9 protein-coding genes are annotated in these 13,008 nt (G+C 70.0%); 4 read left to right on the top strand and 5 right to left on the bottom strand.

What is annotated here, in order from left to right; all coding sequences use genetic code 11:
* Positions 1 to 42 precede the first annotated feature (42 nt).
* Positions 43 to 948, top strand: coding sequence for a universal stress protein (locus tag OHT76_RS03245; RefSeq protein ID WP_328869183.1), 906 nt, complete (start codon positions 43 to 45; stop codon positions 946 to 948).
* 80 nt (positions 949 to 1,028) lie between these two features.
* Complete coding sequence (locus OHT76_RS03240; RefSeq protein ID WP_328869182.1) at positions 1,029 to 1,526, top strand: hypothetical protein; 498 nt, start codon at positions 1,029 to 1,031, stop codon at positions 1,524 to 1,526.
* 5 nt (positions 1,527 to 1,531) lie between these two features.
* On the opposite strand, the gene OHT76_RS03235 is transcribed toward OHT76_RS03240, so the two are convergent.
* The 3 genes from OHT76_RS03235 to OHT76_RS03225 all read right to left on the bottom strand — a co-directional run bounded on the left by OHT76_RS03235 (position 1,532) and on the right by OHT76_RS03225 (position 7,731).
* Positions 1,532 to 3,409: an N-acetylmuramoyl-L-alanine amidase gene (locus OHT76_RS03235; protein ID WP_328876442.1), complete on the bottom strand. Its 1,878-nt coding sequence runs from the start codon at positions 3,407 to 3,409 to the stop codon at positions 1,532 to 1,534.
* Between the two features lie 292 nt (positions 3,410 to 3,701).
* The gene (locus OHT76_RS03230) at positions 3,702 to 6,368 is read right to left on the bottom strand and encodes an alpha-amylase family glycosyl hydrolase (protein WP_328869181.1); all 2,667 of its coding nucleotides are present in this window, start codon (positions 6,366 to 6,368) and stop codon (positions 3,702 to 3,704) included.
* A gap of 220 nt (positions 6,369 to 6,588) precedes the next feature.
* Positions 6,589 to 7,731 carry an aminoglycoside phosphotransferase family protein gene (locus OHT76_RS03225; protein WP_328869180.1) on the bottom strand — a complete coding sequence of 381 codons (1,143 nt, stop codon included), beginning with the start codon at positions 7,729 to 7,731 and terminating at the stop codon, positions 6,589 to 6,591.
* A gap of 253 nt (positions 7,732 to 7,984) precedes the next feature.
* Here OHT76_RS03225 and OHT76_RS03220 point away from each other — a divergent pair, with 253 nt between their 5' ends.
* Positions 7,985 to 9,475, top strand: coding sequence for a DNA-binding protein NsdB (locus OHT76_RS03220; protein ID WP_328869179.1), 1,491 nt, complete (start codon positions 7,985 to 7,987; stop codon positions 9,473 to 9,475).
* Positions 9,476 to 9,505: 30 nt separating this feature from the next.
* Here the strand turns inward: OHT76_RS03220 and OHT76_RS03215 are convergent, their stop codons facing one another.
* The gene (locus OHT76_RS03215) at positions 9,506 to 10,939 is read right to left on the bottom strand and encodes a PP2C family protein-serine/threonine phosphatase (protein ID WP_328869178.1); all 1,434 of its coding nucleotides are present in this window, start codon (positions 10,937 to 10,939) and stop codon (positions 9,506 to 9,508) included.
* A gap of 453 nt (positions 10,940 to 11,392) precedes the next feature.
* On the opposite strand from OHT76_RS03215, the gene OHT76_RS03210 reads away from it, so the two are divergent.
* Positions 11,393 to 11,806 carry an SsgA family sporulation/cell division regulator gene (locus tag OHT76_RS03210; protein WP_328869177.1) on the top strand — a complete coding sequence of 138 codons (414 nt, stop codon included), beginning with the start codon at positions 11,393 to 11,395 and terminating at the stop codon, positions 11,804 to 11,806.
* Between the two features lie 9 nt (positions 11,807 to 11,815).
* On the opposite strand, the gene OHT76_RS03205 is transcribed toward OHT76_RS03210, so the two are convergent.
* Positions 11,816 to 12,913 carry a baeRF3 domain-containing protein gene (locus tag OHT76_RS03205; protein WP_328869176.1) on the bottom strand — a complete coding sequence of 366 codons (1,098 nt, stop codon included), beginning with the start codon at positions 12,911 to 12,913 and terminating at the stop codon, positions 11,816 to 11,818.
* Positions 12,914 to 13,008: the final 95 nt, after the last annotated feature.

Genomic DNA, 13,008 nt, shown 5'->3' with positions numbered 1-13,008 from the left:
GACCCCGGAGGGGGACGGTCGTACTCGGGAAGCGAGGAACCCATGAGCACCCTGCCGGTCATCGCGGCCGTCGACGGTTCGGACGACAGCCTGCGGGCCCTGGACTGGGCCCTGGACGCCGCCCGCCGACGCGAGGCGCCACTGCGCGTGGTCCATGTACGGCAGTACGCGGCCTGGATGCAGGCCGATGTGCTGGTGTCGGGACCGCCGGACGCGGAGGAGGATCCGGTGCTCGGGCAGGTACGCGGCCATCTGTCGGCGGTGCCGGACCGGCCGGAGACGGAGTACGTCGCACTGGAGGGCGCCCCGAGCGCCGTACTGCCCGAACTGGGAGCCACGGCTCAGCTGTTGGTGCTCGGCTCCCGTGGCAGGGGCGGCTTCGCCAGCCTGATCCTGGGCTCCAACGGCATGGCCGCCGCCCGGGACGCCGAGTGCCCCGTCGTGGTGGTACCCCGGCCGGGCCGCGAGGTCCACGAGGGCGTACCGACCGGCCCCGGCCCCAGAGTCGTGGTCGGCCTCCAGGTCGACAGCCCCGACGAGGCCACCCTCGACTTCGCCTTCACCGAGGCCGCCCGTCGCGCCGCCCGCCTCCAGGTGGTGGCCGCTTACCCGTCCCCCGTACAGATCTGGACAACCGCCCCCGGCCAGCTCCTGCCCCAGACCGTCGACGACAAGGCCGTGGAAAACGAGACCCGAGCCCTGACCGAGGGCTTCCTGGCCCCCCACCAAGCCCGCCACCCGGACGTCCGCACCGACCCGTACGTGGCCCCCGGCGACGCGGCCGGCCACCTGGTCGCGGCTTCGAAGGACGCAGACCTGATCGTGGTTGGCCGCCACCGCCGCCGTCTACTGGCCCCGACCCGCATGCTCGGCTCGGTAACCCAGGCAGTCCTGCTGCACGCAGCAGCCCCGATCGCGGTAGTGCCCCCAACGCCCCCGGAGGATTGAGAAGCGGCACGCCAATCCGCACCCGCCCGACGGCACAGGGCGGCACCCCAGTTACGCGCACGGCCAAGTAGCATGGCCACATGTCGTTCCTCCGCCGCCGCAGCGCCACGCCCGCCGGGCCCGACTTCGACGTACTGGCCATGGATCCGGGCGACTGGCCAGGCAATCTGGGCGCCGGGCTGCTGCCCGCCCCCGACGGCAGCTGCCAGGGCGTCTTCCTGCGCTACGACCTGTTCGGCGGCCGCGGCCCCGCGATGATCATCGGCAATCTGCCGGACGGCTCCCCGGCCCGGGACGTCGCCGAGGGCGAGATCCCCTTCGAGGTCGCCCAGCTGCTGCTGGCGCTGGAGAACGACGAGGAGATCACCGTCGTCGGCACCGAGGACGTGCCGGTGATGCAGGGCGACAACCTCCTGATCGTGCGCCGCCTGAAGCTCTCCGAGAGCCGGATCTCCTGCGTGCAGTTCGACCGCAGCGACAACGTCCTGGTGACCATCGCCGCCTGGGACCGCCCCATCACCGACGACCTCTACGCCCTGCTGAAGCCGCTCCCCGCGGAGCTTTTCCAGCAGGGCTGAAGCGGCTACCCGGCCGCGGGCACGACCGTCACATCCGCGGCCCGCACGAACGCCACCCGGTGGCCGAACTGGATCTCGTAGTACAGATCCTTCCCGGTCACCACCCGGTGCGAGGCCTCGTCGAAGGTCACCGCGTAGTAGTACTGGCCGGGCACCTTGTCCCCGACCACGTACTTCTGCCCCTTCGCCAGCCGGTACGGCAGCGGTGACACCGGCTGGGCCGGCACCCCCTCCGGATAGGCGGACGCCTCCGGATAGGCCCGCCCGTACACCGGCACATCCTCCAGGCCGTCCTTCGGCGTCACCACCAGGCCCGTCGCGTGCACGGCCGTCGGCTCCTTCGCCGGGTTGTGGAACCAGGCCTTCTGCCCCAGGTACCAGATCGCCGTCCAGTCCCCCTCCTGCCCGGCGACCGCGTACTGCTGGCCGGTGGAGACCCGGGACGACAGATCGTTCACCCCGGTGCCCGGGGTCGTCCCCAGGCCGATGTCCTTGATCAGGGGGTACGACGTCCCAGGGCCGGAGTACAGCCGTACCGCGCTCGACCCGTGAGGCGCGCACGGCTCGCCCGCTGCCGTGCAGCCCGTGTACACCGGCCGGTGTGTGGCGTAGTCCGGGCGGATCGTCACCACGCCGCCGTTCTTCCCGGCGGTCGGCTCGAACGGGCGGTCGAGCAGCTCGAAGTAGTGCCGCCAGTCCCAGTACGGGCCCGGGTCGGTGTGCATGTTCCTGATCGTCCCGCTGGTCGGCCCCGGCACCGTGTCATGGCCGAGGATGTGCTGCCGGTCCAGCGGGATGCCGTACTTCTTGGCGAGGTACTTCACCAGGCGGGCCGAGGAGCGGTACATCGCCTCGGTGTACCAGGCGTCCGGGTTCGCCAGGAAACCCTCGTGCTCCAGGCCGATCGACTTGGCATTGACGTACCAGTTGCCCGCGTGCCAGCCGACGTCCTTCGCCTTCAGATGCTGGGCGATGTGACCATCCGTGGAGCGCAGGGAGTAGTTCCAGGACACATAAGTCGGGTCCTGGACGAGCTTGAGCACACCCTCCCAGGCGCCCTCCGTGTCGTGCACGACGATGTACTTGATGCTCTGGGAAGTGGGCCGGTTCCCCAGGTCGTGGTTGCCGTAGTCGCCCTCCCCGAACTCCTCGTACGGCGCCGGAATCCACTCGCAGGACACCGACGCCGGGCACTCCGTGTCACCGGCGGCCGAAGCGCGCAGTCCCGCACCTTCCAGGGTTCCGGTGTCGGGCGCCAGGTCCGGCTGGGCCGCCAGGGCGACCTGCTGTCCGGCGTCCGTGAGGCGCTCGCCGCCGGTGCGGATCACGTCGTAGACGTCGTTCGCGTACGCCGCCGCCGTGGCGTGGTCGTCGGCGCCGGAGAACAGGGCCACCGCTCCGTACCAGTCCGCCGGATCCGCGCTCGCCGGTTCGCCCAGCTCCCGCTGGGCCGCGGCGAGCAGGGCGGCACCGCCGGCCACATTGGCGGCGGGGTCCGTACGGAGCCGCTCGGGGTTCAGACCGGTCAGCTCCGAGGCCTTCGGCAGCGTCTTCAGGCGGGCCGGGAGCTCGCCGCTGTCCGGGATCCGCTCCTCGGGGACGAGCGGCGCACGGGCCTCGTCGCCGCGGGCGTCCTCAGCGCCCTCGCTGTGATGGGCCGCCCCGGCGAGCGCGGTCCGGGCGTCGGTCAGATGCATCGGGCCGTAGCCGCCGGTCACACTCGGCGCTCCGGCGTGCGCGTCCCAGCGGGACTGGAGATAGGAGACGCCCAGCAGCACACTCCGCGGCACGCCGTACTCGGCGGCGGCGGAGGAGAACGCCGACTGCAGGCGCAGTGCGGACGACTGGGCTTCGGACGGGGCCGCGCCGATCAGCGGGAGCATCAGCGCGGCGCAGGCCACCGGACCGGCGGCTCTCTTCAGGGCGGTGACGGATCGTCGCAATGCAGCCTCCTGGGACGGTCGGGCGCGATGAGCCGTGCGGGGCCGGGCGTGCGTCAGTGGTACCGGCTGGCCGACGATCCGTCAATCATGCCCAGGCAGAGGAGAATTCCCTCGTCAACCAGGGTTCCCGGGAGTTTCGCCGTGCCGGCTCTCGGGCCTGCGGGGCGTCAGAGGCATACACCGGTGCCGGATGCGGTTTCATCCGGCACCCCACGGTGGTGACTTCCGCGGCCTACTTCAGGTAGGGGCCCGCCGTACCGATCCGGCCAGGGCCATTGAGGACGTACACCCGCAAGTTGCCCTTGCCGGGGGCGGTGACGGTGAGGGTGCCGCCGCTGACCTGGCGGACATCGCCGGTGACGGCGTCCACGTAGCTGCCGTCGGGGATGCCGGTGAAGGTGGCCCCGTCGGTGACGGTGACCAGCGCGAAGCTGTCCGTGGAGCCGCTGGTGTATCTGCGCTTGAAGGCCATGCCGCCCGAGATGCCCTCGGTGGAGTACTGGCCCATCTGCAGGGCGGGGATCGCCCGGCGGATCTGGTTGAGCCGTTGCACATGCTTGACCAGGGGCTTGTCCAGAGTGGCGGCGACGGCGCCGGTGGCGGACTCCACCTTCGAGAAGTCGGCCGCCTTGACCTCGCCCGCGATGTGGTCGCCGAAGTAGGCGCGGCCGGTGGTGGCGAGCGCGCAGCTGGGGCCGCAGTCGATCTTCTTGCCCGCCTGGAACTCGACCTCGGAGCCGTAGTAGAGCGTGGGGATGCCGCGGAAGGTCCACATCAGCGACATGTTCTCGGCCCAGGCGTCCGTGCCGCCGGTGTAGCGCTCGCTCGACTTGTTGGGGCCGTAGTCGTGGCTGTCGACGTAGACGACGTTGTAGGTGGCGTCGTTGTAACTGTCGTCGGAGTCCTTGCCGTTGGAGAAGGCGTTGTGCGCGTCACCGAAGTTCATGTGCATCCGCATGTCGATGACGTGCATGCCGGAGAACTTCGAGTGGTCCGGGGTGTGGTAGCCGTTGCCCTGGAGGAAGGCGTTGGTGGAGGTGGGCTGGTTTCCCGTGCCCAGCTGCTGCTCGTAGTCGTACATCTCCAGCGCGGCCTTGGCGTCGTCGGCGTCGTACTCCTTGCGCTCCTTCCACGTGTAGAACTGCGCGGAGTGGTTGACCGAGCCGCGGTTCCACTTGTCGTTGACGAAGGCGGCGACCTCGCCGAAGACGAAGAAGTTCTTCGCGGCCTCGGCCCCGAACCTCTGGGTGACGCGCTCCTGGATGGCGGGCAGGAAGCGGCGGTTCCAGGTGGTGCGCGGGATGTGGACGGCGGTGTCGACGCGGAAGCCGTCGACGCCCATGTCGATGTACTTGTTGTAGGCGCCGATCAGGTAGTTCTGCACCGCCGCGTTCTCGGTGTTGAAGTCGGCGAGGTCCTCGTGCAACCAGCACGAACGGGAGTCCTCGCCCTCCCAGTTGCCGATCCAGCACTGGTGGTAGAGCGCGGTGGGGAACATGCCGGACGTGGGGCTGGGCCATTGGCAGTTGTAGACGGTGTAGCCTTCGGCGCTCTTGCCGCCGGTCGGCTTCCCCCAGTTGACGCAGGTGTTGCCGGACGGCTCCGCTGTGGACCACAGGTCGCCGTTGTAATACGACTTGCCGCTCTTGGTCTCGACGGTCAGGCCGTCGTACTCGAAGCCTTCGTTCTTCTCGTCGTAGTACCAGCTCCACTGCGCCTCACGAACGCCGTACACGGTCGGCGTGAACAAGCCCTTGGCTCCCCAGCGGGAGGAGTGGTTGTAGACCACGTCCTGGTAGATCTTCATGCCCTTGGCGTGGGCGGCGTTGATCAGATCCTGGTAGGAGGCACCGGCGGACTCCAGGCGGGGGTCGACCTTGTAGAAGTCGTAGCCGTGATAGCCGTGGTAGTCGTAGTCGGAGCGGTTGAGTACGACCGGGGTGACCCACACGGCGGAGAAGCCGAGGGCCTTGATGTAGTCCAGCTTCTGGACCAGGCCCTTGAAGTCGCCCCGGAACATGGGGTCGTCGTTCGCCGCGTTACCGGACTTCACATGCTGGCTGCCGCCGCGGTTGTTGGAGCTGTCGCCGTCGTTGAAGCGGGCCGTGAGGACGAAGTAGATGGGGTCCTTGCGCGGGTCGGTGCCCAGCGGAGTGCCGGCCGCCGGGGCGGCGGGCTTCTCGCCGGTACTCACCTGGGCGGGCGCGGAGGCGGCGGAGACGTTACCGGCCGCGTCCACGGCTTCCACCGTGTAGGTGTAGTCGGTCTTCTCCTCCAGGCCGGTGTCGGTGAGGACGGTCGAGCCGACGTCCATGACGGTCGTGCCCGTGGTTCCGCCCGTCCGGGTGACCTGGTACTTGGCGACGCCCTTGTTGTCGGTCGACGGCTCCCAGGTCAGTACGACCGAGACCCCGTCCGCGCTCGCGCTCACCTCGGAGGGAACGGTGGGGGCCTCGGTGTCGGGGGCCTCGGTGGCGCACGGGTCGGCGGCGTCCTCGACGACGGTGCGGTTCTTCACGGTGCTGGTGCCGGCGGGGATGGTGTAGTCGGCCCCGTTGTTGTTGTCCCAGGTGCCGTTGCCGTTGTTGAAGGTGGCCTGCAGACCGCTCGCGGAGCCCAGGTCCACCGTCTTCTTGACCCAGTCCGTGCAGGCCGCCTCCATCGTCACGCCCGGGACGGTCGTCCAGGCGCCGCCGTCAGGGGCGTAATGCAGGTTGTACTGGGACCAGTTCCTCGTCTTCGTGTAGTAGAAGACTGTCGCCGTGTTCGCCGCGTCCGCGACCGGTTCCGCAGCCAGGTCGTCGGCCTGCGGCACGGCTTGCACCAGGCTCAGCAGCGAGCCCGATATCAACAACGCCGTCAACGGCCGTCTCAGCCGTCGGGCGGGACTGCGTTCCATGGGACTCCCTCGTCAGCAGACCGTGTGCACGGGTGCAAGAAACTTCGGAAAGTTGCTGCAATCGCTTTCGAGGGCGGAAGTTACCGCCGTGTGTAGCCGACGTAAAGAGAACCGACAGTCCTTCCTCATGGCTCCGTGGGCCAGTTGGCGTTCGCCCCGGACATACGAAGGTCCGCGGTGCGCCCCCTTGTTCAGGGCGCACCGCGGACCGCCGTCCCCGTCAGCGAGTGCCGACCGCAGCGCGTACGGCCCGGCGGGCCAGCTGGCAGTCGTCGTGCAGCCGCCTGAGCAGCAGGCGCTGTTCCTCGCCGGACGGCGCAGCACCCGGGTGGGCCGAGCCGGGTGCCGCCGGGGCTGTTTCGTGCATCGAACGCTGCACGGCCGTCTCATAGGTACGGATCTCACGGGTCAGCACGAGCATCAGATTCACCAGGAACGCGTCCCGTGAGGCCGGACCGGCCGACTGGGCGATCTGACTGATCTGCCGACGCGCGACCGGTGCGTCTCCGAGGACCGACCACAGGGTGGCCAGGTCGTACCCCGGCAGATACCAGCCCGCGTGCTCCCAGTCCACCAGCACTGGACCGGCCGGTGAGAGCAGGATGTTCGCGAGCAGCGCCTCGCCGTGGCAGAACTGGCCCATGCCCTGCCGGCCCGCCGAGTGCGCGATGCCGTGCAGCAGCTTCTGCAGATCGCCCATGTCCCGATCGGTGAGCAGCCCCAGCTCGTGATAGCGGGAGATGCGCGAGGCGTAGTCCAGCGGGGCGTCGAAGGTGCCCGCCGGCGGCCGCCAGGCGTTCAGCCGGCAGATCGCCGCAAGCGCCGCCCTGACGTCCGCGCGGGGCGGGGCCTCGGACGGATGCCGCTGAAGGGCCGCCACGCGCCCCGGCATTCGCTCGATGACCAGTGTGCAGTTGTCCGGATCCGCCGCGATCAGCCGGGGCACCCGCACGGGCGGGCGGTGCCGGACGAACGAGCGGTAGGCAGCTATTTCATGCCTGATCCGCTCGGCCCAGACCGGGGAGTGGTCGAGTAAACACTTGGCGACGGCCGTGCTGCGTCCTGTCGTCCCCACGAGGAGTACGGACCGCCCGCTGCGGCGCAACACCTGGACCGGAGTGAACTCCGGGTAGATCCGGTGCACCGACGCGATGGCCGTACGCAGCTGGGCGCCCTGAGGGCCGGACAAGTCGAGTCTCCCGCTGAGCGGTTGGGTGCCGAGCCCCGCGGCGCGCCGTGGACGGCCCGCTCCGATGACGGGGGTCGCCGCCGAGCGAGCGGGGTCGAGGTAGGGGCCGCTGCCCGCCGGGCGGGGGTGCAGCGTCCGGGGCGGGGCGGACACGGAGGACGATGCTGCGTACATGGGCGAAACAGATCCCTTCGTGTGCCTGCAGTGTCTGCTCTGCGCAAACGCGCTACCCGGCCCGGTCGCACGGGTGCACCCTGGGGAATGCGCCCTTTGCAGAGCGGCGACCGGGTCGGGGTGGCGCGTTCCTACCTGACACCTGATGCCCAGTGGCACACCATCTGGCGCACCCTGGCGAACCCTGGCGAATAGTCGCCCGGCAACTCTCACCGGGCTACTGTCAACTCAGCCGAGAACCTGGGGGCTTGATGTGAACGGACAACCCAACACCCGCCTCGCGGACCTGTTCGGCCTGGCCGGCTGGTCCAAGGGCGAGCTCGCGAGGCTGGTCAACCGGCAGGCGGCGGCCATGGGCCACCCCCAGCTGTCGACCGACACCTCGCGGGTGCGGCGTTGGATCGACATGGGAGAGATCCCGCGCGATCCGGTACCGCGGGTGCTGGCGGCTCTGTTCACCGAGCGACTCGGCCGTGTCGTGACCATTGAGGACCTCGGTCTGGTCCGGCACGGGCGTGCGGGGAAACGGCAGGGCGGCGGGAGTGTGGAACATCCCGACGGCGTGCCGTGGGCGCCCGAACGGACAGCTGCGGTCCTCACCGAATTCACGGGAATGGACCTCATGCTCAACCGACGCGGCTTGGTGGGCGCGGGCGCCGCGCTCGCCGCAGGATCCGCACTCAGCAGCGCCATGCACGACTGGCTGCACACCGATCCGACTCTCAAGGCCGACGCTCCCCGACTCGACGATCCCCTGCACGCCGACCCCGCTGGGTTCGACCGCTACGAGGCCGCCCCCATCGGGTCGCAGGAGATCGAGGAACTGGAGCGTTCCGTAGAGGTGTTCCGTGCCTGGGACGCGGCCCGCGGTGGCGGGCTGCAGCGCAAGGCTGTGGTGGGACAGCTCAACGAAGTGGGCGGCATGCTCGCCTACCGGCACCCGGAACACCTTCAGCGGCGCCTGTGGGGCGTCGCCGCCAATCTCGCCGTTCTCGCGGGCTGGATGTCGCACGACGTCGGCCTGGAGCCCACGGCCCAGAAGTACTTCGTCATCGCCGCCCACGCGGCCCGTGAGGGCGGCGACCGGCCCCGCGCCGGGGAGGCGCTCTCCCGAGCGGCTCGCCAGATGGTGCATCTGGGCCGGCCCGACGACGCACTGGACCTGATGAAGCTCGCCCAGTCCGGTTCCGGCGAAGAGGTGCTGCCGCGGACCCGGGCGATGCTGTACACCATCGAGGCCTGGGCACAGGCCTCCATGGGCAAGGGCCAGGCGATGCGCCGCACCCTCGGACAGGCGGAGGACCTGTTCGTCTCCGACAAGAGCGATGTGCCGCCCCCGAGCTGGATGCAGACCTTCAAGGAGGAGGATCTGTACGGCATGTCGGCTCTGGCCTACCGCACGCTGGCGGAGTTCGAGCCCCAAGCGGCCGTGCACGCCCAGCACTACGCGGAGAAGGCCCTGGCCCTGCGGGTCGACGGGCGGCAGCGGTCGAAGATCTTCGACTTCCTGTCCATGGCCTCTGCCTGCTTCATCGCCGACGACCCCGAACAGGCCGACCGCTATGCGCGCCTCGCGCTGGTGTCGATGGGATCCAACTCCTCCCACCGCACCTGGGACCGGCTGCGCCAGATGTACCGGCTGACCGCCGAGTACTCCAGCTACCCGAGGATCAACGAGCTGCGGGAGGAGATCAAGCTGGCCCTGCCCAAGGCGGCGAAGGGCGGCAACAGCGCACGGGCTTAGGGGCCTGTGCGCCGGAACCCGCCTCACAGATCAGGACGTCACCCTGGCGACCAGCACGCGGGCGTCGTCGGCGCGCTCGGTCTCGCTGAACTCCTCCACGACCATCCGCACACAGTCCCGTGCGCTGCGCGCCTCGCCGAAGCGCGGAGCCAGGTCGAGGAGACGGTTCACGGCATCCGTGCCGCCGCTGTGCCCGGACACCAGTCCGTCGGTGTGCATCAGCAGCAGGTCGCCGGTCTCCAGGGTCACTTCGGCCTGGTCGTACGCGGCACCGGTCGTCGCGCCCAGCAGGACGCCGTCCGGTGAGCGCAACCTGCACCCCGTCCCGTTGCGGAACAGCAGCGGGGCGGGGTGTCCTGCCTGTGCCCAGACCAGGGTGCGGGTCGCGGGCCGGTAGCGGCAGCAGACCGCGCTGCCGAGGGCCGGCTGCACGGTGGCGTCGAGCATTTGGTTGAGCCAGGACATCAGCTGGCCCGGCTCGGTGCCGGCCATCGCCATCCCGCGCACGGCACCCAGCAGGGTCGCCATGCCCGAGGCCACGGCGACGCCCTGACCGGTGAGGTCTCCGACGCTCAACAGCGTCTCCCCGCCCGGGAGTTCAAGCGCGTCGTACCAGTCCCCACCGATCAGCGAACTGGTCGAGGACGGCAGGTGGTGGGCCGCCAGGTCCAGCGTCTCCGGGCCCTGGTGCGGGAGCCGCAGAGAGCCGCGCCACGGCGGCAGCACGGCCTCCTGCAGCTCGACCGCCAGCCGGTGCTCGGTCTGCGCGCGGTGCTGCTGGCGCTGGAGCGAGTCACGGGTCTCGCTCAACGCGCGTTGGCTGCGGCGCAGTTCGCTGACGTCACGCAGCACGGCCCACATCGAGGCGGTGCTGCCGTCGGCGCCGAGCACCGGCTCGCCCATCATGTGGACGGTCCGCACCTCGCCGCCCGGGCGGACGACGCGGAACTCCCCGTCGATGGGCTTGGCGTCGACGAGACAGTCGGTGACCATCGCGGTCAGCCTCGGCCGGTCCTCGTCGAGCACCAGGGACGGCAGCTCGTCGAGGGTGAGCGGGGGAGCGGAGGCGTCCCGGCCCAGGATCTGGTACAGCTCGCCGGACCAACTGGCCTCGTCCGTCAGCAGGTTCCACTCGGCGCTGCCGACCCGGCTGAGCAGCGAGCCGCTGCGCGGGGCGGGCGGCACGGATTCGGGGGCGGCGGGCGTCGCCGGTGCGTCGGGCACCGGCGGCGGCCCCTCCCGCAGCTGGGCCAAGTGGGCGTCGAGGTCGTCGAGTTGGGTGAGCGCGAGATCGTACAGCGCGCGCTGCCAGCGCTCCTGTGGGTCCGTGGCGTCACTGGGCGTGTCCCGCCGTACGGCGTCCACGTCGCCCTTGAGGCGCCGTGCCTGCGATATCAGCGCGTCGACCGAGCCGCGTCCGGGCGGCTGGGCGGCTGGGCGGTCCGCAGAGAGATGGGACGGCATGACGCACTCCGGTGAAGGGGACGGTACGACCAGATTGACGGAGGGACCGTTACGACTGTTGCACAGCGCGCGACGCCCTGTAAGGGATTTGGCAACACCCGATACGGTGGTGCATCTGGCATATGCCACAGTCTTCACGGGGCAGTCCCGCCATGTAAATGAGGTACACCGCCGAGTGGGTCAAGTCGTAGACAGCGTACGCGGTTTGACGGGGCGTCGGGGCGACGTGCGGAAGCCCATCCGGGTGTTCGACGGCCACATGTTCGGGAACTGGCTCGACCCCTGTGGTGACTTCGAGAGGGTTCATGGCCGTAAAGGGAAAATGCTCCGTTTGGCCGTGACGCAGGTCACGCCAAACAGTCCGGCTCCGGTGTAATGCAAGCGGCGTCTGGGAGGTCTAAAGAACACATCGGCTACGGCCGGTCCGACCTCTCAACCACGGGGGAGATCGTTATGGACATCACCCTTGAACAGCCTGTCCGCGCTCGCCTCATCACCGCCGACGAGCAGGAACTGCCCGCTCCCGCCACGCTCCGTTACGGCTCGGCGGATCCGCTGGCCGTGCACATCGACTTTCCACCCGAGATCTCTCTCGACGGCGACGGTGCCACCTGGACCTTCGCCCGGACGCTGCTGGCGGAGGGGCTGCGCGCCCCGGCCGGGAGCGGTGATGTGCACATCTGGCCGTGCGGCCCGGCCCGTACGGTGCTGGAGTTCCACTCGCCGCACGGGCTGGCCCTGCTCCAGTTCGACAGCGCCACGCTACGCCGCTTCCTGCTGCGCAGCTACGCCGTCGTCGCGGCCGGCCAGGAGGATGTCGAGTCGGCCGTCGACGAGGGCCTGAGCGCGCTGTTCGGGAGCGTGTGACGCGGGCCCTCAGTAGCGCAGGACTCCCGCGATCCCGGTCGCGTCGCCCAGTGTGCCGTCCGGTACGAAGCGGACGTCGGCGCCGGTCTCCAGGCACTGCTCGACGATCTCGTCCACGATGTCCTCGCGGGCGTCGAGGTCGCCGCTCTCGGCCGGGATCAGATGGTCGCCGGACTCGTCACGGACGGTCGCCCGGTAGTTCTCCTCGACGGCCAGCAGCCGGATCCGGCCCTCGCGGGCGCTCTGCCAGACCTCGTCGACACCGGCCGCGTACGCCTTGCGGCCCATGGCCGTCTCCAGCTCCCGGGCCACCTCGTCGGTGGTCCTGCGGCCGTCGGCCGCGACCATGGGCCGCACCGCCTGCCACACCGCGTCCGGGGTGGCGTGCGAGAGGCCGCCGTGCCGGACGTGGACGGCGTCCTTGGTGACGCTGCCGACCTCGTCGAGCAGGGACAGCGCCGCGGTCTCGCCCGTGACGTACAGCGGGCGCGGATCCTCCCGCAGCAGCTTGCCGATCGCGGTGTCGGCCTCCCGCAGGAAGTGCTTGGTGCCCTCGTCGCGGAAGGTGCTCGGCAGATCGCCGATCTGCTCCTGGCGCTCGGCGTCGAAGTTGTCCACGCTCCGGGTGAGCGGGAAGCCGGCGACGTGCTCCTCGACCACGTGTTCCGCGCCGCCGTTCCACAGCGTGACGCGGTCGGCGGAGACCGAGAGCACCCAGTACGGCCGTTCGGCGGCCTGCGCGGAGACGAGGTTGCGGGTGAGGAAGGTGTCCGAGAGGACCACGCGTTCGGGCACCGGGCGCGCCAGTGACCACACCTGGTGCTCACCCGGCGCGGCGAAGATCACCAGGCCGTCCTCGGCGTGTGTCAGATCGACCTCGGCGAGCGCCTCCTCGAGCTGCCGGACGACGTCGATCCGCCGCTCACGGGTGACCGCGGGATCCGCCTCCAGCTGCTTCTTGGCGTCGGCCACGACATTGCGCAGCCGGACCGGGTCCTGGGCGTTCTCGGGCTCCCTGCGGTGCGTCGGGGTCAGTACGGACACCGCGGGATAGGGGCGCGGGCGGCGCAGCTCGGCGAGTGTGGCGGGACTCAGTGCATGCTCCATGACAGCACGATAGGACTGATTCCCCGATCGGGCATCGGGGGCAAACTGGCCGGGCATTCAAGACATTCCGCTGTTAATCTCGCTCAGGTCGCCGG

The sequence above is a fragment of the Streptomyces sp. NBC_00287 genome, from assembly GCF_036173105.1.
Taxonomy (GTDB): domain Bacteria; phylum Actinomycetota; class Actinomycetes; order Streptomycetales; family Streptomycetaceae; genus Streptomyces.
The sequence above is the reverse complement of the archived record's forward strand: the minus strand, read 5'-3'. Positions and strand labels throughout refer to the sequence as shown.

Excerpts from the sequence above, each read along its gene's own strand:
- OHT76_RS03245 (WP_328869183.1), top strand. The coding sequence starts at position 43 with ATGAGCACCCTGCCGGTCATCGCGGCCGTCGACGGTTCGGACGACAGC.
- OHT76_RS03240 (WP_328869182.1), top strand. The coding sequence starts at position 1,029 with ATGTCGTTCCTCCGCCGCCGCAGCGCCACGCCCGCCGGGCCCGACTTC.
- OHT76_RS03235 (WP_328876442.1), bottom strand. The coding sequence starts at position 3,409 with ATGCTCCCGCTGATCGGCGCGGCCCCGTCCGAAGCCCAGTCGTCCGCA.
- OHT76_RS03230 (WP_328869181.1), bottom strand. The coding sequence starts at position 6,368 with ATGGAACGCAGTCCCGCCCGACGGCTGAGACGGCCGTTGACGGCGTTG.
- OHT76_RS03225 (WP_328869180.1), bottom strand. The coding sequence starts at position 7,731 with ATGTACGCAGCATCGTCCTCCGTGTCCGCCCCGCCCCGGACGCTGCAC.
- OHT76_RS03215 (WP_328869178.1), bottom strand. The coding sequence starts at position 10,939 with ATGCCGTCCCATCTCTCTGCGGACCGCCCAGCCGCCCAGCCGCCCGGA.
- OHT76_RS03210 (WP_328869177.1), top strand. The coding sequence starts at position 11,393 with ATGGACATCACCCTTGAACAGCCTGTCCGCGCTCGCCTCATCACCGCC.
- OHT76_RS03205 (WP_328869176.1), bottom strand. The coding sequence starts at position 12,913 with ATGGAGCATGCACTGAGTCCCGCCACACTCGCCGAGCTGCGCCGCCCG.